Here is a 24,148-nt window from a genome sequence, read left to right as displayed (position 1 = left end):
ACCAATTCCGCCATCCGGGCTTTGGCCTAAATTAGATTTCTCAAGAATTCTTTTCCAACGCCACTTTTGAGGTATTTTTCCCTTTTTCTGGCGGCCTCCCTAGGCCCGACTTTTTCAAGGAAAATCATACGAAAGGGCGCATATGGCTTTGTGGCTTTTCCTTTTCCGGAGTTGTGTTCATCAAAACGTCTTTCCGGATTATCAGTCATACCTACATAGATGTAGTTTCTTTCAAGACTTTTGATCGCATAGACGTAAAATTCTTTCATAGAAAAAGTACTAAAAATAAGAAAGGCCCACATTTCTGTGAGCCTTAGTACCCAGAGCCGGAGTCGAACCGGCACGAGTGTAACCTCATTGGTGTTTGAGACCAACGCGTCTACCAATTCCGCCATCTGGGCATTGTATTATTTCAATTATATTCTCATTGGTGTTTGAGACCAACGCGCCTGCCTACCGTCAGGCAGGTCTACCGATTCCGCCACCTGGGCATGGTACGCACCTGCCTTCCGCAGGCAGGTCTGATCAGATCAGAATTTGTGTTTCCGTTCCTTGCTGAACGGGCTGCAAATATGAATACAAAAATGATTTCCTACAAACTCATTTTGCCACTTCCTGCAATTTTTTTGTGCTAAATGCTTGCGGCTTTTCTGCAAAAAGGGCCTTGGTAAAGCTCCAGACAGATTTAAAGAGCTCAGAATCACGGTACTGATTCAGGTGTGCCTCACTTTCCCAATGGCTGTAAGTCACGAAAATATTTTTATCCGAAAAGTCCTGCCAAAGCTCCAAATGATGGCAACCGGGGAAATTCCTGATAAATTTTTTGTTTGCTTCAAAATTTTCCAGGAAAGCGCTGACCGCTTCCGGACGGAAAGTCATTCGTACAATTCGGATCAGCATCAGCTTCCAAAAGTTATATACACCACACTGTCTTGCTTGAGCCCAAGAAGATTGCCTCCATGTCCATGATTAATTCCGATTTCCAGCAGATCCATGCTGTTGAAAAAACCATAGGGGTCACCTGCCTCTACTTGATCGTAGCCAGTTTGAAGCCGATCGATGGTTTCTCTGCCAAACTGAATTGTGAATTTCCCGGGATTCAGTTTTTCAAAAATCTCTTTTCTGATGTTTGTAATCAGGTTTCCATAGCAATCGATCCGAATCACGTGTCCGATGATCTGTTCCCTTGTTGCTTTAGCCTGTCGGGACATTAATTTTTTGAAATTGGATGAAGGGCCTCCGAAATCATGGATGGCCGCTCCTGAGGCGACCTTTGCCGCTATGGGGGCAAGAATATCCCGGGTAGGAAAAGTAGAGTCCCGCAGATGAATATCTGCAAATTGGACTATAATCCCGGGGTCATAATCTGCCAAAAGACTTAGAATACCATTATTTGGCCCAATAAAAATATGGTCCTCCAGTTTGATACCGATGTAGCCAAAGGTCATCGTCCCTGTGGTATTGATTCCCACCAAATGAACGGTCCCCTTGGGAAACTCCCTATAGGTACTTCTCAGGACAAACGCTGCATGCTCGAGGTCAAATGGAGCTATAGAGTGGGAGATGTCGACAATATTAAGCTGTGGATTGATGGAAAGCATTTTGGCCTTTACGGCCGGAACGTAATAATCTTTATCCCCGAAATCAGAGAGGAATGTCACCAATGCCATACAAGCAAGTCTATTAAAATTGTGTAATTTTGTTTGAGGGGGAGCGAACAAAAATAGAAATTTTATTCTTTTGCCTTCAAGGTTAAATCTAATCAATACACAAGTTTGGTCGAAAAAGTAATCACCTTAGAAAATGTGCCCTTGGCGGAGTTTTTAGGCACCGCCAATGAAAATATCAGGCAAATAGCCCAGGCTTTTCCCCAAAGCAAGATAGTCTCCCGTGGAAATGAAATCCGAATTCAGGGAAGCGCTCCAGAAATTCTGCGGATCAATGATCTGATTAATTTGCTTTTAGAGCATTTTGATCGATTTGGACATTTGACTCCTGAAAATGTCAAAGATTATCTTGACATCGAGGGGATACCATTTGAGGAGGCCAATCGGGATCAAGTCATCGTATTTGGAAATAAGGGCTTGGTGATCAAGCCAAAGTCGGCCAACCAGCGCAAATTGGTAGAGGTGGCCATGAAAAACGATTTGGTGTTTGCTTTGGGGCCTGCAGGTACAGGCAAGACTTATATCGCCGTTGCCTTGGCGGTTCGTGCGCTGAAAAACCGTGAAGTGAAACGGATCATCATCACTCGTCCAGCGGTAGAAGCAGGCGAAAATCTCGGTTTTTTACCCGGAGATCTTCAAGAAAAGCTGGATCCTTATTTAAGACCTATATATGATGCGCTTCAGGATATGGTGCCACCTGAAAAGCTAAAATATTACCAGGAAACCCGAGTCATAGAAATAGCCCCACTAGCCTATATGCGTGGCCGAACGCTTCACGATGCATTCGTACTGTTGGATGAAGCTCAAAATACGACTAGTGAGCAAATCAAAATGTTCCTTACCCGAATGGGGCCCAATTCTAAGGTGATTATTACCGGAGACCAGACTCAAGTGGATTTGCCCGTTAGGCAAAAATCAGGTCTCGCGGAAGCCCTTCGAATCCTGAAAGAGGTGAAGGGGATTGGGATTGTAAATCTGAGTGGCAAGGATGTGATTCGCCATAAACTGGTAAAAGCCATCATTGAAGCCTATGAGACCAACCAGGTATTGGAAGATCAAAGACGACATGAAGCTAACAGTCGAAAAAATAACGGATAAGCAATCGCTCGATGAAGCTTTTAAAATAAGACATCAGGTTTTTGTTTTGGAGCAACATGTAGATCCTGAACAAGAGCGCGATGAATTTGAAGATTCCTCCATTCATTTTCTTGCCAGATTCGGGGAGCTTCCGGTTGGCACAGCAAGGTGGAGAATTACGCCAAATGGGGTTAAATTGGAGCGCTTTGCGGTACTCATTGAAGCCCGGGGCAGAGGAGTGGGGCAAGCTTTGGTTAGGGAGGTTTTGAAAGATATCCAAGAAAACCCCACCACAGCAGAAAGCCCCATATACCTGCATGCTCAGTTAGATGCAGTTCCGTTATATGCCAAATTTGGATTTAAAAAGGAAGGAGAGCTGTTTGTAGAATGTGATATTCAGCATTTCAAAATGCACTTGGCTTGATCCTTGTTCAGTCTACGTACATCCAACTGTTATTTAATATTTATGAAAAAATCAATTTTAGCTATCGTCTTGGTGTTTGGACTAGGTGCAGCTTCTTTTTCTCAACAGGTCATTTCTTCTTCCCGATCCACCAACCCAAACCTTGGAAACTTTGAAAATGAGATCAAGTTAAATTTCTTGAATTTGATCGTTTTGGGGTCTTTTGAAGCGGGTTACGAACGCTTTCTGAGTGAAAATCACTCTCTTGATTTTCAGGTGATGATCAATGATCGATTTGGCTATAATTCCGAAGGAAAGGGTAAGAAATACAAGACCAATTCAGCAATGACCGCGCTGCACTTTTACTTTGGAAATAAACCCAATGGGAGATTTCACATGTATCCCTTTGCAAAAATCAGGTTTGGAGAATTTGAAGAACCCACTTCATCAGGGGGAATCACCACTACCGATATGACCTCATTTATTATAGGGGCCGGTTTTGGATACAAGTGGGAAGTTTCGGAGCACTTCGCCTTTGGACCTAATGTTAGCGTGGGGCGGGGATTTGGAAAAGAAGCCAACGAGCGGTTTACTCCAGTAGAACTAAACGGAGGTTTTACGCTTGGATACAGATTCTAACTGCCTCAGCTTAAATCACAAGAGCCTTTAATGGCTCTTTTTTTTGCTCCGATTTTTTTAACTTAAGGATTAATTTTTATTCTTATGAGGTTTGCCGATTTTCCTTTTTTGAGGTATTTGCCGTTTTTGATCGCCGGGATCATCGTGGGGAATTTTTCCACTCTTTCGACAGCTACTTATTTGCTTATTGGAATCCTTTTGATTTGGCTTTGCTACCTCTGGGGAGTTGGGAAAAGGCCACCTGTTTCTCTTGGATATACTTCGGGGTTAGGCTATTCGCTTATTTTCCTCCTGGGATTTTGGGTTTCCGGTATGAGTGTGAAGAATCCATCTTTTTCTTTTCCTCAGTTGGATTCATTCCAAGCTTATTTGGCAGAAGTACAGCGATTTGATCTGGATAAGCCAAATTCCAAAGAAAATCTAGTGGAGGTGGTAGCAGTGCGTGATAGTTTGGACTGGAGGCCTGCTGCTGGGAAAATATTGGTTTATCACAAAAGTGATCGAAGACTTCAGCCCGGAGACCTGATTTGGTTCCAGAAAAGCCCGGAAGAGATTCCCGGTCCAACCTTCCCTGATGAATTTGATTACAAAGGGTTTTTGGCCAAAAAAGGGATTTTTTATCGAAAGTTTATCGGAAATGAATTTGTAGTCATGGGATCATCCGAAAATCGAAATCCAAAGTTTGCACTTGTCCAATTGAGAGAGAATCTTGCCCGGTTGATTGAATCAAAAATCCACCACAAGGAATCCAGACAAATTGCTTTGGCACTTTTGATCGGGCAAAAAGAATCATTGGATAAGGAAATTCGGAATGCCTATGCGGAGACAGGCACGATGCATATTTTGGCCGTTTCAGGGCTTCATGTAGGGATCATTTATGCCATTTTTCTTTTTCCTCTTCGAGCTTTCAAGGAAAGAAGAAAGATCCCTGTCGGTTATTTGGTTTTTGTGATTTCGACCATTTGGATTTATGCGGCCATGACAGGTTTTTCTCCTTCCGTGGTCAGGGCATCGGTGATGTTTTCCCTGATCATTGCAGGTCAAATGAGAAAAAGAAGGCCGTCGATTTGGAATATTCTGGCCTTTTCAGCGATGTTGATGTTGATCGTCGATCCTGATGTACTTTTTGAGGTTGGGTTCCAGCTTTCGTATTTGGCAGTGGGGGGAATCGCAGGTTTACAACCATTGATCCTGCGTTGGTGGCTACCTTCCCACCGTGCAGCAGAGTATTTTTGGCAGTTGGCAGCTGTAAGTATTGCTGCTCAATTGGTCACTTTTCCGCTATCTCTGTATTATTTTCATCTTTTTCCGACCTATTTTTTAGTGGCAAACCTGATTGTGGTTCCGCTTGCATTTTTGATCATGTCCGTGGGCGTGCCATTCTTGTTTTTGGGGAAAATCCCCGCCGTGGGAGATTTCTTAGGGTTAGTGCTTGACAGGATGATTGTATTTCAAATAAAGGTGAATTCCATGATTCAGTCACTTCCTTTCGGCAAATTGGACCGACTTACCATTACTTTTTCAGGAATGGTTGTCGTTTGGGCTTTTTTGCTGGTATGGGGAAATTGGGAATTGGGGAATCGCCGAAAAATGATTTTTTCTTTTTTTTTGATTTTGGGAGTTTGGTTGGGCGATCGATTGATTCGGGAAATCCGTAGGCCTTCCTATCAGATTTGGTTTTTTTCAAGTGAAAAGGGAGCCTTGATTGACCTTCAGCTTGGGCGACATGATTTCACTTGGAACCAAGATTTTCCTCCTGATCAAATTAGCTTCGCCTTAGATCCCAATCGACTCCTTAATCAAAGAAGTGCACAGCCCAATTCCCTGATAGGAATCAGGGAAAATGATTCTGTTTGGTTTCCTGCACTGGGATTTCGGTTTTATCCTGATGAAAAATTAATTCAAATGGAAAGGGACTACTCACCTAAAATTCAGATTTTTCGAAGTACGGAAGGGGATTAAATTCCCTTTTCAGAATTTAAATCGAAATATAAAGTCAATTCCACAGGGTTTTTCTGACCTTCGGATTGACCAAGCCTAAATATCAACTTAATTTATCTTCCTAATTCCAAGAAATCATGGAAAAAACGGTGTTGACACATGTTGAAAATCAACTGGGATTCATAACCCTGAATCGACCAGAAAAAAGAAATGCACTTAGCCCCCAATTGATTGGGGAGTTGTCTGAGGCATTTGCTCAAATGAAAGCGGATAAATCAGTCAAATTGGTAATTCTACAGGCAAAGGGAAAGGCGTTTTGTGCCGGTGCAGATTTAGAATATCTACAAGAATTGCAACAATTTTCCTATGAGGAAAATCTAGAAGACAGCCATCGATTAAAAAGGCTTTTTTCTCAGATCTATGAATTTCCAAAAGTTGTCATCGCTAAGGTCCAAGGGCATGCCCTTGCCGGAGGGTGTGGTTTGGTGACGGTCTGTGACTTTGCATTTGCGGATTCTGAAGCCCTTTTTGGATACACGGAAGCCAAGATCGGCTTTGTTCCTGCGCTGGTTTCGGTATTTCTTGCGGAGCAGATTGGCCATTACAGAGCTGGTGAGCTGCTGATATCAGGGGAGATGATCTCTGCAAAAAAGGCAGATGAATTCGGATTGATTACCGGATATATGGACGGAGCCTCACTTGACCATTGGGTTTTAAATGAATTTGCACTCAAGCTGATCCGCGATAACTCGGCCTTTTCTATGGGAGAGACCAAGCGCTTACTCAGATCCTTGGGAAAAGTCACCCGAGATCAAGCCTTGGATGCAGCCGCAGAGGCAAATGCCAGGGCAAGAGCGCATGAGGACTGTAAAAAAGGCATAGCTGCGTTTCTCCAAAAAACCAAACCCACTTGGTAATTGGAAGAAAGACTTAAACATATTCTCCAACAGATTTTTGGGTTCGATGAATTTCGGCCCATTCAGAAGCAGGTGATTGATTCGGTCATTTCCGGGTTCGATACCTTGGCTCTTCTCCCTACCGGTGGAGGGAAAAGTCTCTGTTTCCAAATCCCGGGATTAGCTCTGGAGGGAATCTGTGTGGTGGTTTCACCTTTGATAGCCTTGATGAAAGATCAAGTTGACAATCTAAAGGCCAAAGGAGTAAAAGCTGCCGCGATATACTCCGGGATGAGCTATCGGGAGATTGATACCACTTTGGATAATTGTATATATGGAGACGTTAAATTCCTGTATATTTCTCCTGAGCGGTTAAAAACAGAACTTTTTATCGAGCGGTTTAAGCAGATGAAGGTCAATTTGATTGCTGTGGATGAGGCCCACTGTATTTCCCAATGGGGTTATGATTTTCGTCCTGCCTATCTCGAAATCGCTCAAATCCGGGCTTTTCACCCCAAAGTCAATGTCATTGCGCTGACTGCTTCAGCCACTCCTCAAGTCTGCAAGGATATCCTTGAAAAGCTCGAGATGAGCAAGCATCGGGAATTTCATCAAAGTTTTTATCGGAAAAATCTCAGCTACAGTGTCAGAGTGGTTGAGAACAAACTGGAAAAGGGAATAGAGATTCTCAATCGGGTTTCAGGCACAGCTATTTGGTATGTGAGAAACCGGCAGGGAACCCATCAATTGGCCAAGGCACTCAATCAGATGGGTGTATCTGCTGCCCACTACCATGCCGGACTGTCCGGTGCAGATCGCTCAGCCAAGCAGGAAGCTTGGAAGCACAATCAAATCCGGGTAATGGTCAGTACCAATGCCTTTGGTATGGGGATCGACAAGCCGGATGTGCGGGTCGTAATTCATAGTGATCTACCGGAGAATCTTGAGAATTATTATCAAGAAGCGGGTAGGGCCGGAAGGGATGGGGAAAAAGCTTTTGCCGTTTTGCTCGTAAATGAGCAGGATTTAGAGCAGCTTATGGATCGGGCGGCACTGGTTTATCCTCCCAACGATTTTCTGAGAAGGGTCTATCAATGCCTTGCCAATTTTTTTCAGCTGGCTGTGGGTACCAATCTCCTCAGCAGTTTTGACTTTGACCTCCCACTTTTTTGTCAAACCTATCAACTTCCACTCTTGGATACTTTTTATGCATTGAAAGTCCTGGAGGAAGAGGGGTTTGTAGAGTTTAATGAAAGTTTTTTTGCTCCTTCAAGAGTACATTTTTTGGTTGATCCCAGCCGACTGTATGAAATCCAGATTCAATACGCCAAACTGGACCCGATCATCAAAATGCTCCTGAGAACTTTTGGTGGAAATTTGTTTTCTGAGTATATCAAAATCCAGGAGTCCAAACTGGCAAAGTCCCTTGCGATGAAAGAGCAAGATCTGATCCATGCGCTTCATCAGCTGGCCAAGCTTGAAGTCCTGGACTACGACCAGCGGAAAGATACCCCACAGCTCACTTTTCTAACCCAACGGTATGATGCAGGAAAGCTTCCATTAAACTTTCAGCGGATCAAAATCAGAAAAGAACTTACCCTGGAAAAGGCCAAAGGTATGGTCGAATATGCTCATCAGAATAAAATTTGCCGGACCCAGTTTATTCAGGAGTATTTTGGAGAAAAGACCGACCAGGAATGTGGTATCTGTGATTTTTGCATTGAAAAGAAAAAGTCCCTTCACCCGGAATTACCGGAAGATCGGTTAAAGAAAAAAATAATCGAAACCTTAGCCATTCATGGGGGGTTAACAGAACACGAACTATTTGAAAAAATCAATAAGCCTGCATCAGAGCCCCATCTCAAATTGCTTCAGCGATTGGTAGACGAGGGAAAAGTTTCCGTTGGTTCAGAGGGTAGGTATAGCTTAAGTTCTCATGGGTAATTTTCTGGATGACTTGTTGAAGAAAGTATTTAAGGCTTCAGAGAAGCTTCCGGTGAATGTCAAGGAAAACTTTCAATTGAAGGAATCCGACCAAAAAGATTTGGATGACTGGCTTGAGACTTCAGCTTCCCGCCAATTGTATGCGTTGGTTTACAAAAATTATCATTTTAAGCGAACACAAATTAACGAGACCCCACAAGTTCATATTTTCACATCACCCTATGCCAATGGATTTGCAGTGACCTACGAACCCCCTTTCGATCCCAAAACTTTTTCCAGGTTTTTCCTCGGATTAAGCCGCAGAGTAATAGATTTGGGATATGAGCAGGTCAGCCTGGACAGGAAATACGAAGAAGTCAACGAACGGGTCAAGGTGACAGAAAAGTTTTATTTCAAGCCTCCTTTACAGCTTCCCAAGGAAGGCGAATTGATCTCCCAGCTTTATGGCAACATTTCCCTGGAGAAAATAAGTGTTGATAATCAGCCTAGTTATATTAAGCTTCTTGCAGCCATCTATTCAGATCGCCTTTATCAAGATGCCAAGTCGTTCGATCAGTTGATGGATCGAATCTTTGAGAAAAAAGAAAATGGATAGAACAATTTTAAAAAACCAACTCGAAAATTACCGCACCCCTTACGAGGAGGAATCAGATTTCATCAAAGACTTTGCGGAGTTGACTGAGGATCCTTTAGCTTATTCTCGAGAGCGGTTGGAAGGCCATTTTACCGCTTCAGCATGGATCGTAAATCGAAAAAGAACACATACCCTTCTCACCCTTCACCGAAAGCTGGGCAGATGGTTACAATTGGGCGGCCACGCAGATGGGAATGAAAACCTGATTGAAGTTGCGATTACCGAGGCTGAAGAAGAGAGCGGCCTTAAGAGCCTCAAGCTGGTTGATTCCAATATTTTTGATATCGATAAGCATATCATTCCTCAAAGACCTCATGTACCGGAGCATTTTCATTATGATGTTCGGTATCTCTTTGAAGCGGATATCAATGAACCACTCATCATGAGCGATGAAAGCATATCTCTGGCATGGATCAGTTTTGACTCAGTGGTAGATATGATCGGGTATAATCCATCCATCCTGAGAATGCTTGAAAAAACTTCGAAATCAGAAATTTTGCTCTGATGAAAAAAGTGGAAGCTTCCCAGCTTAAATCTGAATTTTCTTTTTCAACGCCCATTCAGGTCCGGTTTTCGGATATTGATGGATACCTTCATGTGAATAACGGAATTTACTTTAGCTATTTTGAACATGCCAGGGCAGTTTTTTTGTATGAAGTAGCAGACTGGAATGTCATGACCATCGGTACGGTGGTAGGAAGAATCGAGATCGATTACATCCGTCCTATCCATTTGGAAGACCAAGTCGAAGCTTTGGTCAAATGCTCCCGAATGGGAAATTCTTCCTTTGATCTCGAGCAGTTTTTGATCGGAAAGGATGCCAAAGGAAATGAGCATGTGTTTGCCAAATGCCGCTGTGTGATGGTAGCCGTGGACATGAATACCATGAAGCCGGTTCCCATTCCCGTCCAAGCCCGTGAAAAGTTGGCCCTCATCTAAGGTCTTCGCCCCTGTGAAGATCCTCACTCACAGCATACTTTGTTTTTTAATTCTCAATCGTATTTATCACGGAGTGCGAAATTCTCAAGCATAAGTTTGATTCAAGAATATGGATACTTAGTATGGTTGAAAATAAATTTCCGTGAGAGGACACTCACGGAGGCCAATCCATGCCTCTTAAGTTGGCTAAAATGCCGACAGTCTTCTCTAGCCCTTTTTCCCTATCTTTGCCCAAAATTTACCCCGTGAACAAACTTTGGATTCTTGGCTTACTTTGCGTGAGCCTTTTTGCCTGTAGCCCCAGTGAAGAAGAACTGCTGAAATCTGGAATTGAGAAAATGGACGCACAGGCCTGGTCTGAGGCAGTCCCTTATTTTGAACGGTTGCTTGAGAAAAACCCGGCAAATACCACGGTGCTGAATGCTAAAGGCGTTGCGCTGTTTCAACAGGGGAAAATTGAGGAAGCAATTCCTGTTTTTGACCAAGCCATCGCCGCTGACTCCAGCAATTACAAACCTTGGTTTAATCGGGGCAATGCCAAAATGGAGCTAAAAAACTATAAGGAAGCACTCGCCGATTTTAATATAGCCTCAGCTTTGGATCCTTCCCAATTGGATATTTTATTCAATCGAGGCACTGCACTTTTGAACATGGAAGAATACGAAGATGCCCTCTTGGATTTTCAGACTCTCCTGCAGTCTGACCCCAACAATGCCGAGGCGCACTTCAGAAAGGGAAAAGCCGAACTAGGCATGAGTGACCCGATTCATGGGATGGAGTCTTTGACCAATACCGTCAATCTCGACCCTAAAAATGCCGAAGCTTATTACCTGCTCGGAGTAACTCGAATGAGTGCTTTGGGTCAAAAAAATGAAGGCTGTGCCGATCTGAAAATGGCACTTTCGCTTGGATATGCCGAAGCCGAAACCTGGATCAAAGATTTCTGCGAGAAATAAACATGGCGCAAATTGGTAACGACATTGCCTTAGCCCGATCCTTTTTGGAAAAAGGACAGCTCGTGGGAATCCCCACCGAGACGGTCTATGGTCTTGCCGGTAATGCGCTGAATGCTGAGTCGGTTGCCCTGATTTTTGAAACCAAAAACCGTCCTTCGTTCGATCCCTTGATTCTTCACACCTCATCTTTGGAGCGAGTAGGAGAGTTTGTTTCTGATTTTCCGGAAAAGTTAAAACAGCTGGCTGAGAAATTTTGGCCGGGACCATTGACCTTACTTTTACCCAGAAAACCCATTGTTCCCGATTTGGTCACGTCCGGATTGGATCGAGTTGCCGTAAGGGTTCCTAATCATCCTCTGACGCGGACTTTATTGGAGCAATTGGATTTCCCTTTGGCAGCTCCAAGCGCCAATCCATTTGGCTACATCAGTCCAACCCAGGCGCAGCATGTAGAAGCTCAGTTGGGTGAAAAAATCCCCTACATCTTGGACGGCGGGCCTTGTGCAGTTGGGCTGGAGAGTACAATCGTAGGAATGGAAGGAGAGGAAATCGTGATCTATCGCCTGGGCGGTTTGGAGATTGCTGAAATAGAAGATGTAGTCGGGCCGGTCAAAGTCAAAGATCACAGCAGCAGCAATCCTTCTGCTCCGGGACAATTGGACAGTCACTATGCGCCGAGAAAGCCGTTTATGTTGGGGGATTTGAAGACCTTGATTGCTGAAAAACAAGCTGAGGGATTTGATTTTGCAGTGTTGAGTTTTTCAGATGCTTTTGAACAAATTCCCCAAGAAAAGCAGATTGCCTTGAGCCCTTCGCATGATCTTCATGAAGCTGCGCAAAACCTTTTTGCAGCCATGCGAAAGCTGGATGAAACCCCTGTTGCAGTGATTCTTGCAGAACTGATGCCTGAAACCGGCTTGGGCAGGGCGATCAATGATCGTCTTCGAAGAGCGGCTGTGAAGGGTTGAAGGATGAATTTTGAAAGCTGAAAAGTCAGGAAGTTTGGAGGCATGGTAGCAGGGGGGTAATGTGGAAGCCATTTCAAAATCCGAAATCCAAAATCCCAAATCCCAAATCCGAATTTTCAAATCTCCCAATCTCCTCTTCGTTAACTTTCCCCGATTTTGATTCCCTTTTGGATGAAATTGGCTTAAATTCAGGCCAGTTTTTACGAAAACCAATTCAACATCTATTAAACCAATCTTATGAGTTTGAATGTAAAAAATGTGGACAGCCTCAATTTTGCAGGCAAAAAGGCCCTGGTTCGAGTGGACTTCAATGTGCCCTTGAATGAAGACTTTACTGTTTCTGATGATACCCGTATCCAGGCGGCAGTCCCTACGATCAAGAAAATTTTGAAAGATGGCGGTTCGGCCATCCTGATGTCTCACCTCGGCCGTCCAAAAGGAGGTCCTGAGGATAAATATTCCCTGAAGCATATCATCTCAGCTGTGGAAGCTGCACTGGGTCAATCCATCAAGTTTGCGACCGATTGCATCGGAGCTGATGCGGCTGAATTGGCAGCAGGTCTTGGTGCAGGTGAGGTGTTGCTATTGGAAAACCTTCGCTTTTACAAGGAGGAGGAAAAAGGTGACAAAGACTTTGCAGGCAAATTGGCCAAGTTGGGTGATGTGTATGTGAACGATGCCTTCGGTACCGCGCACAGAGCGCATGCGTCTACGGCGGTGATTGCTGAGTTTTTCTCCGAAAAAGTAGCAGGCTACTTGATGGAGTCCGAGTTGACCAATGCCGACAAAGTATTGGGAAACCCTGAGCGTCCTTACACCGCGATCATGGGTGGAGCCAAGATCGCCGATAAAATTTTGATCATCGAGCGTTTGTTGGAGAAAGTAGACAACCTCATCATCGGTGGCGGGATGTCTTACACCTTTGCCAAAGCGCAAGGCGGTAGCATCGGAACGTCTCTATTGGAGGCGGACAAGATGGATTTTGTATTAGAACTGATGGAAAAAGCCAAGGCAAAAGGGGTGAACCTGATTTTGCCAGTGGACACCATCATTGCAGACGCATTTTCCAATACCGCCAACCAAGGTGTAGCCAACAAAGGTGAAATCCCTGACAACTGGATGGGCTTGGATATCGGGCCAAAAACTCGAGAACTCTTCGGAAAGACAATTTTGGAATCCAAAACGATCCTTTGGAACGGCCCAATGGGTGTGTTCGAAATGGAATCTTTCGACAAAGGAACCAAGGCCATCGCAGAATATGTAGCTGAGGCTACCCGAAACGGGGCCTTCTCTTTGATCGGTGGTGGTGATTCTGCAGCTGCGGTGAACAAGTTTGGCTACACCGATCAGGTATCTTACGTTTCTACCGGTGGTGGTGCCTTGCTCGAGCACATGGAAGGCAAAGTGCTTCCCGGAGTAGCTGCTTTGGCAGAGTAATATGAATATACAAGTCCTGCTAGGTTTTTAAACCCTGGCAGGTCTGAAATCTTAAGGCCTGCTTTGTAGCGGGCCTTTCTTTTTAGAGGGTAACTTTTCCAAAGTTCGGAACTTTGGAAAAGTTTGAGACTAAAACTTCAACTCTACCATCACTGGAAAGTGATCGGAAGGGTATTTTTTGCCATAGTTGTCAGTCAAAATCCCATGCCTAAGTACGTCGATTTTTCCATTCACGAAAATGTGGTCAATGATGCCGTCAGGCATCCGTTCCCAATCAAATCCCGTAAAGGTGCCGGCAGGTCCATAGGAAGGCACTTTTGAAACCAATCGGGCATCTTTCCAACTTGGATTTGAAACTATGGTGTGATAGGCGGCATTGTCGGGAGTGACGTTGAAATCACCCATCCAGATCACGGGGAGTTTTTCGCGGTTGATTTCCTGGATTTTAGAGGCCACTAGCTTGCTGCTTTCTTCCCGGGCTTGTTGCCCGATGTGATCGTAGTGGATATTGAAGACGTAAAACCGCTTTCCGTCTTTTGCCTTGAATCTTCCCCAGGTACAGATCCGGTTGAGCGATGCATCCCAGCCTTTGCTTGGGGTATCGGGAGTAGGAGATAGCCAAAAAGTGCCCGAATCTTCCAGCTGATACAGGTTCGGATCGTAGTGGATAGGAGAAAATTCGCCTTTTTCCTTTCCGTCATCTCTTCCTACTCCTATGGATAAGTAGCCTAACCCTTCGTTGATCTGCTTTAATTGGTGTGCAAGGGTTTCCTGTGTGCCAAATAGCCCGATTTGGTGAAATTGGATCAAGTGGATTACATGCGGGGCTCGGTCTTTCCAAAGGTTGCCGACATCGCCCGGATTGTCCCAGCGGATATTGAAGGTAGCAAAGCGGTGTGTTTGAGCGGTAGACTGAAAGATCGAGGATATTCCTGTCAGTAGAATCAGGAGAAAGAGCGGGAGGGATTTTAACTTCATCTTATTGAACTAATTCGTGAAATATGGCTTATGAGTTAAAATTGCATGTTAATTTGATTAGATGAAAACCATTTATCCTAAAGAGCTGAAGACCCAAGATCTTCAGGCCATCCTTCAGGGAGCAGTGGCTCCGAGACCAATTGCCTTTGCAAGCACGGTCGATAAAGCAGGCAAAGTCAATCTCAGCCCGTTTAGCTTTTTCAACTTGTTTAGCGCCAATCCTCCGATTTTGATTTTTTCGCCCTCCCGCCGAGTCAGGGATAATTCCACCAAGCATACCTTGGAAAATGTGCTCGAGGTCCCTGAGGTAGTCATTCATATCGTGGGATTTGAGCTTGTCGAGCAGATGTCTTTGGCCAGCACAGAATATCCCAAAGGAGTCAATGAATTTGAAAAGGCAGGATTGACGGCTGTATCCTCAGAATTGGTCACTCCTCCCAGAGTCAAAGAAGCCCCTGTGGCTTTTGAATGTAAAGTGAATGAGGTCAAATCACTAGGGGAGGGTGGAGGTGCCGGGAATCTGGTGATCTGTGAGGTGGTCAGGATACACTTGGACGAACGTATTTTGGATTCAAAAGGAGTGATTGACCCGGTTAAGCTCGATCCTGTCGCTCGACTTGGAGGAAATTGGTATTCTAAAATCACTTCCGATTCCCTTTTTCAAATTCCCAAACCGTTGACTACACTTGGAATTGGAATAGACCAAATCCCGGATGAAATCAGGAATAGCCCCGTCCTAACCGGAAATAATTTAGCTCGGCTGGCCAATGTGGAGCAATTGCCAAGTGCCGAAGAGGTACAGCTTTTTTCCAAGACCGAGGAGGTTCAGGATATGAAACGAAGATTTCGGCTGGATACAGAATCTTGGCTTGATCACCTGCATCGCTGGGCCAAAGAGGAATTGGAATCGGGCAATGTGGAGTTAGCCTGGAAAATTTTATTGCAGAAAATCTAAAAAAATAAGCCCCTCAAAAGACGACTTCTGAGGGGCTGAGATTTTTGAGTAGGCAAGGATTACTTTATGGTCATGTCTTGGGGCATTCTTACTTGAACACCCTGGTAATGCTTCAGTTTTTGGATTTTTTGGTACAAGGGATATTGATCGCCCAGTTGGGTTTGGAGAATCCTCGCCTGAACTTTATCGGTGAAGCTGCTCATAAATTCTTCAAACCAGGGTTTTTTCTCGGGAAAGTACACTACGCGATAATCCTCCCCTGCATCGAGTTTGTCTGCTGCAATTTGGATGGCCGTGTTCAGCCCGCCCAATACATCCACCAAGCCCCGTTCTTTGGCTTGGGTTCCTGTCCAAACTCGTCCTGAGGCAACTTTTTTCACCGAATCCGGATGCATGCCTCTGCCTTCTGCCACTCGGGATATAAAAGTCTCGTAGCCATCTTCTACTCCGGACTGAATGATCGTTCGCTCCACTTCGGTCAGCGGTCTTGCCATATTCATAAAGTCTGAGAGCTCTCCGGTCGATACCACATCGGTGGTCACACCCAGTTTATCGTTGATGAGTTCCTGGACATTGAACCACAGTCCAAAAATGCCAATTGATCCCGTGATCGTGTTGGGCTGTGCAACAATGGTGTCGGCTGGCGCAGAAATATAATATCCGCCCGAAGCTGCCACTTCACCCATGGACACAATCAGAGGTTTGGCTTTTTTGGCTTCCGACATTTCTCTCCAGATCACTTCTGAAGCTAGGATGGATCCGCCCGGTGAATTTACGCGCAGCACGATCGCCTTGATGTTGTCATCTTTTCGGGCTTTTCGGATTTCTTTGGCAAATTTTTCAGAACTGATCGCTCCTTCAATATCTCCGTCTACTATTTCTCCTTCGGCCAAGATTACTGCAATGCGGTTTTTGGAGGTGATATTTTTGCTTTTTGCCAATGAACCCAGATCCGTTGCGTTGATGGTGGTGATTTGGTCATCCTCTTCCAGTCCCAATTTGGATTTGAGAATGGAATGAACCTCATCTTCATATTTCAATTCGGTTGCCAAGCCATAAGTGACTGCATCTTTCGGCTTTCGTACCAGCATTTGGCTGTTGATTTTCGCCAAGCTGTCTTTTGAAATATTTCTGGAGACTGCGATCAGGTCAATTGCCTGATTGTTGATGTCATCTAGGAAATATTGGGTTTGAAGCCGATTTTCCGGACTCATTTTATCCAAGATAAAAGGCTCAACAGCGCTTTTAAACTCTCCAACCCGGAAAACCTCCGGTTTGATGCCTACTTTTTCAAAGAAGCCCTTTAAGAATATTGATTCGGAGGCGAATCCGTTGAAATCGATCCCTCCCAAAGGATTTAGGTAAATTTCGTCTGCTACAGAAGCCAGAAAATACCCTCCTTCAGAATAGGCTTCATCATAGGCCACGATAAATTTTCCTGATTCTTTGAAATCAAGGAGAGATTCCCGCAATTCCAGAAGGTTGGCCTGTCCCGCCATGATCAGTCCGGTATTGAGGTATATCCCTTTGATGTTGTCATTTGATTTGGCTTCGGCAATTGCTTTTTTAAGATTGACTAGTCCAGCGTTTATGTCCCGACCAAAAGGATTTAAGAATGAACCGAATTTGAGGTCGTCTTCGGAAGTCCTTTCCACCAGCATTCTGCCATTGAGGTTGAGGTGAAGGATGGTGTTTTCTTCCAGTTTTACTTCCTTATCAGAAGAAGCGGCGATCATTCCTACTATTCCGAAGAAAATCAGGACACTGATGATGCTAAAAATGAATAAGCCGACAATAACAGCCAGCACATTACCCAGAAACTTCATATTGTTACAAATTTGAGGTCGAAATTAACCTAATTTAAAAGAGCTTTACAAAGGCTCAAGTGATAAGCGATGCAAACTGAGGTTGTACTATGTCTAGGAGGTAACAAAGGAGATCGTGAAAAGTTGCTTTTCCGCTCGATAGAAGCCCTGAACGATCATTTTCAATTGATCAAAGTTTCTAAAATTTATGAAACGGAAGCATGGGGAGGCGTAGCCAAAGGCAATTTTCTCAATCAATTGGCAATTGTTTGGACTTCTCTCCGTCCGTGGGAGGTGTTGGAAATTATCCAGGAAATAGAAAACGAACTTGGGCGAACGCGTGATGAGCCTTGGGGGGACCGGACCATGGATATTGATATCCTTTATTTTGGAGATGAAGTGATTGATTCGGATACGCTTACAATTCCCCATCCCTTTATTGCTGAAAGAAGATTTGTTCTAGTTCCATTGGCAGAGCTGGCACCGGATAAAAAACATCCGTTAAGTGGTAAAACCTCCCGGGAGCTGCTGGAGGAGTGCGAGGATCATACCGAGGTCAACCTTTATTCTAAAGAGCTAAAATGAAAATTCCCGCCTTTTGAGCGGGAATTGATTTATTTTAGAGACCGGAAACTTCAGCTTCGGGATGGATTTTTTTGACCAGTCCCTGAAGGACTTTCCCCGGACCGCACTCCACAAATTGAATGGCTCCGTCTTTCACCATATTCTGAACAGATTGAGTCCATTTGACAGGGGCAGTCAGTTGGGCGATGAGGTTCTTTTTGATCTCCTCAATATCTGATACTGCGGTGGTGCTTACATTTTGGTATACCGGGCAGATAGGCGTATTGAATTGGGTGGATTCGATGGCTTTTTGGAGTTTTTCTCTGGCAGGCTCCATCAGTGGGGAGTGAAATGCTCCCCCAACCGGAAGGGGAAGGGCTCTTTTGGCACCTGCCGCTTTCATTTTTTCGCAGGCAATTTCGATTCCCTTGTTGGTGCCGGAGATAACCAGCTGTCCAGGGCAGTTGTAATTTGCAGGAACTACGATTTCATCGGTGAATTCCGCACAGATTTCTTCGACTTTTTCATCGGCCAAGCCCAAGATAGCTGCCATGGTGGACGGATTGATTTCGCAGGCTTCCTGCATAGCCATTGCTCTTTGGTACACCAGTTTCAACCCGTCTTCAAAGGCTAGCGCTCCATTGGCTACCAAGGCAGAGAATTCCCCCAAGGAATGACCTGCTACCATATCCGGTGCGAAATCAGCCGTGGTTTTGGCCAAAATGACCGAATGGAGAAAAATGGCAGGCTGCGTGACTTTGGTCTGCTTCAGTTCTTCTTCACTTCCCTCAAACATGATGTCCGTAATGCGAAAGCCGAGAATCTCGTTGGCTTTTTCAAAGAGGGCTTTGGCTTCTGGGTTTTCCTCATAAAGTGATTTTCCCATTCCGGGAAACTGGGCACCTTGGCCCGGAAAAACAAATGCTTTCATTTAATTAGGGTTTGATATTTAAAGGCACGCTGCGGACTTGATGGCTACGGAGCCTTGATTTTTTACCAGAAGAGCGGCTAACTCGCAAGATCGGAAGCCTTTTGTTCTGGAATTTACTTCCCAAATCCAAAAGAGGATTAGAAAGAAGCGGGGCAAATATAGTCCTTTTGATCTTTTTAAGCCTTGTCGTTAGAGGCCAAGTAGCGTTGGAAAATGATTTCTCAAGATTTTTTCCCTGTTTTCAGAAAGCCATCGAATGAAGGCTTTTACGGCAGGAGAGTGTTTTTTCTGCTTGAGCCAAATCAATTTCCAATCTGCTTTAAGCGGAAGTCCGGGGTATTCCAAAATTGCCACTCTTCCATCTTTGATTTCCTGAGCGGTAGAAAAATTGGAAAGGATTGAGGCTCCAAGACCTGCCATTACCGCTTGTTTTACCGCTTCATTGGTGGCGAGTTCTAGCTTGCTCTCTACATGAATATCCCGTTCGGTAAAGAATTTTTCCATCATGGTCCGTGTTCCCGAACCCTTTTCGCGTAAGATGAAAGGGATTTTTGTCCAAGCTTCCTCTTTGATATACTTGCCATACAGCTCTTTTTTCTCTGGGGCACAGGTCAGGTACCATTTGTTTTCGGCGAGTGGTATGCTTTCCAAATCAAGATCGTCTGGCCAAAGGGATAATAAGGCCAGATCTGTGGAGTTTTCCTGAAGATGGGCCAGCACATTGTATCGGTTGGAGACTTCCAGGCTGATTTCTACATGAGGGTAGATTTTCATGAAATCCGCCATGAGGTAGGGAATGATGTATTTGCCAGTCGATACGGCAGAAATTCTGATTTTTCCACCCAGAAGACCTTTTAATTCAAGCATTTTCTCCTCGATCTGATTGAGTTCAGAAAAAATTCTGTCGGCCGTGTCGACCAGTTCTTGGCCGAATTCAGTGATGTGGATTTTTTTTCCGATGATTTCTGTCAGCGGAACCTCAAATTGTTCCTGAAGATTTTTCAGCTGAATAGAAACAGCCGGCTGAGTCATATTCATAGCCTCAGCCGCTTTGGTGATGCTTTGGTATTTGGCGACTGACTGGAAGGCTTTGAGTTGATGTATGGTTAAATTCATAAGTGAAATTAATTTAAAATCAGCAACGAATAAAAAAAAATTATGTTTTGTTTTTTTCTGAGGAAAAGGCAAAAGATATTTGCGTCATGGATTTTCAAATATTGATTAATAACCTGACGAATCCGAGCCTTCTCTTTTTCGTCTTGGGGATCTTGGCTGTCAAGTTGAAAAGTGATCTGGAGATACCTGCTACGAGTGCCAAGTTTATAGCACTGTATCTCATGTTATCCATAGGTTTTAAAGGAGGGCAAGAGCTATCACACAGTGAATTTAATGCGGGGATCATTTGGGCCTTGCTTTTTGGTGTGGTGCTGTCAGCGGCAGTTCCTTTTTACACCTTTTTTATATTGAAAAGAAAACTGGGAGTGCCCAACGCTGCGGCAATTTCAGCGGCATATGGATCTATATCGGCGGTTACATTTGTAGCGGCAGTATCCTTTTTGGAGATACAGGGGGCACATTTTGGGGGGCATATGGTGGCTGTTATGGCTTTGATGGAAGCTCCGGCGATTATTTCAGGGGTAATCTTGTTGAGAAAGTATTCTGAAAATAAGCCTGCAGGTGGTCTTAGGGGAATCATCATCCATGCATTTACCAATGGTTCCGTATTGCTTATTTTGGGGAGTTTGGTGATAGGGCTGATTGCGGATGAAAAACAAGCCGAGGGGATCAAGCCTTTTATCACAGATATTTTCAAAGGATTCCTGGCCGTTTTTCTTTTGGATATGGGAATTAATAGTGGAAAAAAATTGAAAGCCTTTTTTAAGACCGGGTATTTTTCCTCCATGTTTGCGGTTTTGGTCCCGTTAGTGAATGGCTGTGTTGTGGCGGTTTTGAGCCATTGGATTGCTCCTGAAGCTGGAGACCGCTTGATATTTGCCATTCTGGCTGCCTCTGCTTCCTATATCGCTGTACCCGCTGCTATGAAACTGGCAAATCCCGAGGCGGATGAAGGCTTGTATGTACCAATGGCACTCGCTGTGACTTTTCCGTTCAACATTACCTTGGGAATGCCGATTTATTGGATGATCATCCAATTCTTCTAAAAATTGATTTGGTCAGCAGTTAAAAATTTGCTCTTTTCTTCCTCAGTTGGGATGCGGCAAGTATTTTTCTTTCCAAACCAGCGATATCGGTTTCTCCCGATCCAATCATAAACCGGGTCTCTCAAAAATGCAGGAAGTAAAATCAAGGGATAAAAGAGGGGCCATAACCCATGAAGTCTACGGGATATTTTTAAGGCAGCAGTGCTTCTAAAGTACACTTTTCCTTTTTCCACCAAGACCAAGGAATCCAAATAGGTCGGTGCAACCTGGTATTTGGAGAGTAGCGCCTGGCCTGGGGCCTCCTGCAATGCTCCTACCAAAAAGCGGTCTTTTTTATCTCGCCTGAGGATGAAATCGATAGAAGCATTGCAGAGGTTACAGACTCCGTCAAAGAGGATGATGGATTTTTCAGAACTCATCTAAGGAGCTGAATGGTACCTTTCAGTTCACGCTGTTTCAATGCCGGATCAAGGACGTCAAAGAATACCGTTCCGGAATAGAAATAGGTTCCTGCAGGCAATTCATTTCCACTTTGGTCTCTTCCGTTCCATCGGATAAATACATCATTTTCGTTGGAGCTGAGGCTGTTGTATCGAAATACTTCTGCTCCCCAACGATTGACAATGAAGATTTCTACTCCCGTTACAAATCGTGGACATTGAGCAAATGGATTGTCAAAGGCCATGAAAGTATCATTTACCCCGTCGTTGTTTGGCGTAAAGGCATTCGGAAGGTTGTAAACCGGGCAATTGTCCACACATACCACATTGCTTGGTTCACTTTCGTTACCAGACCGGTCTATCGCTGTGATGTAGTAGCAACCTCTGTATGTTGGAAGGTTTCGAAGGGTAGCAGTCAGCTGAAGAGATGAATACTGCCCCACCAGGTTGAATTGTCCTTCTTCCCCATCAGGAGTAAAATAGAGTCTATACCCACTCAGTTCGTCATCACAATCACCGCTAAAGTCAGGTTGCCAGCTCAGAACATGTTCAAAGGTGTTGGAGTTACAGGGTTGTTCTGCGACATATGCTGCACACTCTGGACCTTCGAAGGTTAATTCGGGAGGGCAAGGGAGTCGATTATCATCCGGTTTTGCACAGACGATTTGTGATTTGTTTTCCAAAGGATAAACCAGTCCTGCTACATTGTAGGCACCCTTGGTGATCACATAATAGCAGTATTCGACTTCCTTCTTGAGGGTCACGCCATTGAAACTTCCGTCATCCAAAAACTTAAACCCTTGTTGAGTGACATCGACTTCTGCAATTTTCACAAAAGTACCTTCATCTTGAGCTGCTGCATCAGTTCTGTTTCGATAGACTTCATGGGTGTATTGCGCAATTTGATTGTTCCAAGGCACATTGAAGGTCCAATTTAGTTCAATGGCTTCATTGATGATGGTGGGTTCCAATCTTACTGAGGAAGCTGAGGATGAGGTGTCGATTTTTACATTATTGTCCAATAGGACGACTTTATAATTATAAACCAGGTTTTCGGTGTTCAATCCACGATCAGTAAAGAGTGTGTCAGATAGAATCCCGAGTGAGGTTCTGTTTTGAGTGCCCGTAAATCCTTCACTTCGAAGAAGCTCATAGGTATAGGGGCCGGGGAATTGGGTTTTATCAATATCGTATGGCGGTGTCCATTTGACAAAGATTTCACCCGATTGAGGATCTGTCGCCTCTATACTTACATTGGTAATGATCGGAACATCCACATCAATGGTGATACAGATTTCTTCGGAGACGATGCTCAGTCCTGCCCGTGGCTGGGGATAGGCAGCCACCAGGCGATAGCAATAGGTGTTTCCAGGTGCCAGTCCATCCCCTCCATTGAGATCCGTAAACGAGAAGGTGTTCATGTCTGTGATGCCCACCAATTCATATCCAGGTCTGATGCCTGTTTCACAGGAATCCGGAACGTAAGGGTCAGAGTTGATTCTTCTCCAAATCTGCATTTCTTGGGCGGAATTGGCACACACGTAAGGATCCCAAGTGAGGTCCACCGTTCTTCCGGGTTTCTGAACCAAATCATCCCAAACGGGTGGCGGACCGACCACTTTGATTTTCCAGGTTTGGATGTCCACCAAACTTGGGCCTGATCTTGGTTGGTCGGTGATTCGAATACGCACTTCATATTCTCGCTCTCTGACATGATTGCAGACCGTCTGCCAAGTGAAGTTGACAATGCCCGGTTGAGGTTGGAATACATTTTCCGGGGAATAATCTGCTGGAGAGGAGTTGATTTGAATCGGTTCTCCAAAGACTTCTATTTTGATGGGGTCTCCGTCAGGATCTTGGCCTTGTATGATTTCTTCTATTTTGGTGCCTGCTTCTACACACAGATCCGGAGGCAGGATCAATTGGGGCCGGCGATTATTGGAGTTTTCGATGATGATCTGCATGTCCCGGACCACATACCCGATTTGCTCAAATTTGCCGTTGATTTTGCGCCATTCGATGATCCGGAATGCCACGTTGAATTGCCCCGCAGTACCCGGGGCATCCCATATCAGGTCTCCAAAGACCGGATCAATCCTCAAAAAAGCCGGCGTAGCTCCATTTTCCTGTCTTTGGCTAAATTCTGGGGAGGCTGGACTTCTGTAGTTATTTACAGGTCTCTCAAAAGCCTGCTTGGGAATGTCCAAAGCATAAGAAAGGCTGTCTCCATCCGGGTCATAGGCTCCGGGGTTGTGGATGTAGCGGACGTTTACTGCACCGTTGTCTACGGGAGGGATCGTTAGCACTGGGGAATTGTTTACTCCAAAAAATGGATCAATGTTGATTTCGGTTTCTACATAAAAAGGCGTATCCACCGAATTGTCCATGTTCAGTGTCAAGTCATTTCGGTTGAATTCGATGAAGCGGATTTTGTATTTGCCCGGACCCTGAAAAGTATGCCGGATGACAAAAATGTTCTGTTCAATTTGGTTACCAAGATCCCGGACTACAGAAAAATCACTTTGGGTATTGAGCTGCTCCTCTCTTCCGTCACCGAAATTGATTCTTCCAGGGCCAAAGATAACACTCGAACGGGTGTCGGTGTAGCCCACCACCGTGATTTGGTAGGTTAGCGCTTGGACAGAGACTCTTTCTGCGATGATTTCCCCTGCTCGTATATGGGTTGCCCAAGCTGAGGTAATCCCCATGAAAAGGGCGATAAAAAAAAGTCCTAGGTGAATTTTAAGCTTCATATCAGTCAACTTTGGTGCTCGCTTCCCTTTCTACGGGTTTGCTATTTCAAGGATTTTCT

24 protein-coding genes and 1 tRNA gene are annotated in these 24,148 nt (G+C 44.6%); 15 read left to right on the top strand and 10 right to left on the bottom strand.

The window, feature by feature from the left end:
* Window positions 1-26: 26 nt before the first annotated feature.
* The 4 genes from CLV31_RS07745 to CLV31_RS07730 form a co-directional block, all read right to left on the bottom strand.
* Window positions 27-269 (bottom strand): GIY-YIG nuclease family protein, encoded by a 243-nt coding sequence (locus tag CLV31_RS07745; RefSeq protein WP_111392297.1) that lies wholly within the window; start codon window positions 267-269, stop codon window positions 27-29.
* A gap of 48 nt (window positions 270-317) precedes the next feature.
* Window positions 318-401 (bottom strand) — tRNA-Leu (locus CLV31_RS07740).
* A 199-nt stretch (window positions 402-600) separates the two neighbouring features.
* A complete protein-coding gene (locus CLV31_RS07735; RefSeq protein WP_111392296.1) occupies window positions 601-900 on the bottom strand; it encodes a putative quinol monooxygenase in 300 nt (99 codons plus the stop codon).
* Window positions 900-1,670: an SAM hydrolase/SAM-dependent halogenase family protein gene (locus CLV31_RS07730; protein ID WP_111392295.1), complete on the bottom strand. Its 771-nt coding sequence runs from the start codon at window positions 1,668-1,670 to the stop codon at window positions 900-902. The genes CLV31_RS07735 and CLV31_RS07730 overlap by 1 nt, the downstream gene beginning before the upstream one ends.
* Window positions 1,671-1,775: 105 nt before the next feature.
* Here CLV31_RS07730 and CLV31_RS07725 point away from each other — a divergent pair, with 105 nt between their 5' ends.
* The 12 genes from CLV31_RS07725 to CLV31_RS07670 all read left to right on the top strand — a co-directional run bounded on the left by CLV31_RS07725 (window position 1,776) and on the right by CLV31_RS07670 (window position 13,501).
* A complete protein-coding gene (locus CLV31_RS07725) occupies window positions 1,776-2,765 on the top strand; it encodes a PhoH family protein (RefSeq protein WP_111392294.1) in 990 nt (329 codons plus the stop codon).
* Window positions 2,734-3,168, top strand: coding sequence for a GNAT family N-acetyltransferase (locus tag CLV31_RS07720; protein ID WP_111392293.1), 435 nt, complete (start codon window positions 2,734-2,736; stop codon window positions 3,166-3,168). The genes CLV31_RS07725 and CLV31_RS07720 overlap by 32 nt, the downstream gene beginning before the upstream one ends.
* Before the next feature lie 42 nt (window positions 3,169-3,210).
* A complete protein-coding gene (locus tag CLV31_RS07715; RefSeq protein WP_111392292.1) occupies window positions 3,211-3,786 on the top strand; it encodes a DUF3575 domain-containing protein in 576 nt (191 codons plus the stop codon).
* Window positions 3,787-3,870: 84 nt separating this feature from the next.
* Complete coding sequence (locus CLV31_RS07710) at window positions 3,871-5,748, top strand: ComEC/Rec2 family competence protein (protein WP_111392291.1); 1,878 nt, start codon at window positions 3,871-3,873, stop codon at window positions 5,746-5,748.
* Between the two features lie 116 nt (window positions 5,749-5,864).
* The gene (locus tag CLV31_RS07705) at window positions 5,865-6,644 is read left to right on the top strand and encodes an enoyl-CoA hydratase/isomerase family protein (protein ID WP_181452589.1); all 780 of its coding nucleotides are present in this window, start codon (window positions 5,865-5,867) and stop codon (window positions 6,642-6,644) included.
* Window positions 6,645-8,567, top strand: a complete 1,923-nt coding sequence (locus tag CLV31_RS07700) for a RecQ family ATP-dependent DNA helicase (protein ID WP_111392289.1) — start codon at window positions 6,645-6,647, stop codon at window positions 8,565-8,567. It abuts the gene before it with no gap.
* Complete coding sequence (locus tag CLV31_RS07695; RefSeq protein WP_111392288.1) at window positions 8,560-9,162, top strand: hypothetical protein; 603 nt, start codon at window positions 8,560-8,562, stop codon at window positions 9,160-9,162. The genes CLV31_RS07700 and CLV31_RS07695 overlap by 8 nt, the downstream gene beginning before the upstream one ends.
* Window positions 9,155-9,706 (top strand): NUDIX hydrolase, encoded by a 552-nt coding sequence (locus CLV31_RS07690; protein WP_111392287.1) that lies wholly within the window; start codon window positions 9,155-9,157, stop codon window positions 9,704-9,706. The genes CLV31_RS07695 and CLV31_RS07690 overlap by 8 nt, the downstream gene beginning before the upstream one ends.
* Window positions 9,706-10,140 carry an acyl-CoA thioesterase gene (locus CLV31_RS07685; protein WP_111392286.1) on the top strand — a complete coding sequence of 145 codons (435 nt, stop codon included), beginning with the start codon at window positions 9,706-9,708 and terminating at the stop codon, window positions 10,138-10,140. The genes CLV31_RS07690 and CLV31_RS07685 overlap by 1 nt, the downstream gene beginning before the upstream one ends.
* A gap of 245 nt (window positions 10,141-10,385) precedes the next feature.
* Window positions 10,386-11,096 (top strand): tetratricopeptide repeat protein, encoded by a 711-nt coding sequence (locus CLV31_RS07680; protein ID WP_245943354.1) that lies wholly within the window; start codon window positions 10,386-10,388, stop codon window positions 11,094-11,096.
* A 2-nt stretch (window positions 11,097-11,098) separates the two neighbouring features.
* Window positions 11,099-12,064, top strand: a complete 966-nt coding sequence (locus tag CLV31_RS07675) for an L-threonylcarbamoyladenylate synthase (protein ID WP_111392285.1) — start codon at window positions 11,099-11,101, stop codon at window positions 12,062-12,064.
* A 237-nt stretch (window positions 12,065-12,301) separates the two neighbouring features.
* Window positions 12,302-13,501: a phosphoglycerate kinase gene (locus tag CLV31_RS07670; protein ID WP_111392284.1), complete on the top strand. Its 1,200-nt coding sequence runs from the start codon at window positions 12,302-12,304 to the stop codon at window positions 13,499-13,501.
* Window positions 13,502-13,630: 129 nt separating this feature from the next.
* Here CLV31_RS07670 and CLV31_RS07665 read toward each other — a convergent pair whose 3' ends face one another.
* On the bottom strand, window positions 13,631-14,479 hold the full coding sequence (locus CLV31_RS07665) for an endonuclease/exonuclease/phosphatase family protein (protein ID WP_111392283.1): 849 nt from the start codon (window positions 14,477-14,479) through the stop codon (window positions 13,631-13,633).
* A 61-nt stretch (window positions 14,480-14,540) separates the two neighbouring features.
* Here CLV31_RS07665 and CLV31_RS07660 point away from each other — a divergent pair, with 61 nt between their 5' ends.
* Window positions 14,541-15,434 (top strand): flavin reductase family protein, encoded by an 894-nt coding sequence (locus CLV31_RS07660; RefSeq protein ID WP_111392282.1) that lies wholly within the window; start codon window positions 14,541-14,543, stop codon window positions 15,432-15,434.
* 59 nt (window positions 15,435-15,493) lie between these two features.
* On the opposite strand, the gene sppA is transcribed toward CLV31_RS07660, so the two are convergent.
* A complete protein-coding gene (sppA, locus tag CLV31_RS07655; RefSeq protein WP_111392281.1) occupies window positions 15,494-17,260 on the bottom strand; it encodes a signal peptide peptidase SppA in 1,767 nt (588 codons plus the stop codon).
* A gap of 69 nt (window positions 17,261-17,329) precedes the next feature.
* Between sppA and folK the strand changes: the two genes are divergently transcribed.
* Window positions 17,330-17,824, top strand: coding sequence for a 2-amino-4-hydroxy-6-hydroxymethyldihydropteridine diphosphokinase (gene folK / locus CLV31_RS07650; protein ID WP_111392280.1), 495 nt, complete (start codon window positions 17,330-17,332; stop codon window positions 17,822-17,824).
* 34 nt (window positions 17,825-17,858) lie between these two features.
* Here folK and fabD read toward each other — a convergent pair whose 3' ends face one another.
* Together fabD and CLV31_RS07640 are read right to left on the bottom strand one after the other, a co-directional pair.
* Window positions 17,859-18,734 (bottom strand): ACP S-malonyltransferase, encoded by an 876-nt coding sequence (gene fabD, locus CLV31_RS07645; protein ID WP_111392279.1) that lies wholly within the window; start codon window positions 18,732-18,734, stop codon window positions 17,859-17,861.
* Between the two features lie 189 nt (window positions 18,735-18,923).
* A complete protein-coding gene (locus CLV31_RS07640) occupies window positions 18,924-19,850 on the bottom strand; it encodes a LysR family transcriptional regulator (RefSeq protein ID WP_111392278.1) in 927 nt (308 codons plus the stop codon).
* An 86-nt stretch (window positions 19,851-19,936) separates the two neighbouring features.
* On the opposite strand from CLV31_RS07640, the gene CLV31_RS07635 reads away from it, so the two are divergent.
* Entirely contained in the window at window positions 19,937-20,896 is a 960-nt protein-coding gene (locus CLV31_RS07635; protein WP_111392393.1) for a sodium-dependent bicarbonate transport family permease, read from the top strand.
* Here the strand turns inward: CLV31_RS07635 and CLV31_RS07630 are convergent.
* Window positions 20,893-21,315 carry a thiol-disulfide oxidoreductase DCC family protein gene (locus CLV31_RS07630; protein WP_111392277.1) on the bottom strand — a complete coding sequence of 141 codons (423 nt, stop codon included), beginning with the start codon at window positions 21,313-21,315 and terminating at the stop codon, window positions 20,893-20,895. The genes CLV31_RS07635 and CLV31_RS07630 overlap by 4 nt on opposite strands.
* Window positions 21,312-24,089, bottom strand: coding sequence for a T9SS type B sorting domain-containing protein (locus CLV31_RS07625; RefSeq protein WP_111392276.1), 2,778 nt, complete (start codon window positions 24,087-24,089; stop codon window positions 21,312-21,314). The genes CLV31_RS07630 and CLV31_RS07625 overlap by 4 nt, the downstream gene beginning before the upstream one ends.
* Window positions 24,090-24,148 lie beyond the last annotated feature (59 nt).

The organism is Algoriphagus aquaeductus (assembly GCF_003253485.1).
Taxonomy (GTDB): Bacteria; Bacteroidota; Bacteroidia; order Cytophagales; family Cyclobacteriaceae; genus Algoriphagus; species Algoriphagus aquaeductus.
This window is presented reverse-complemented; position numbering and strand designations above follow the sequence as displayed.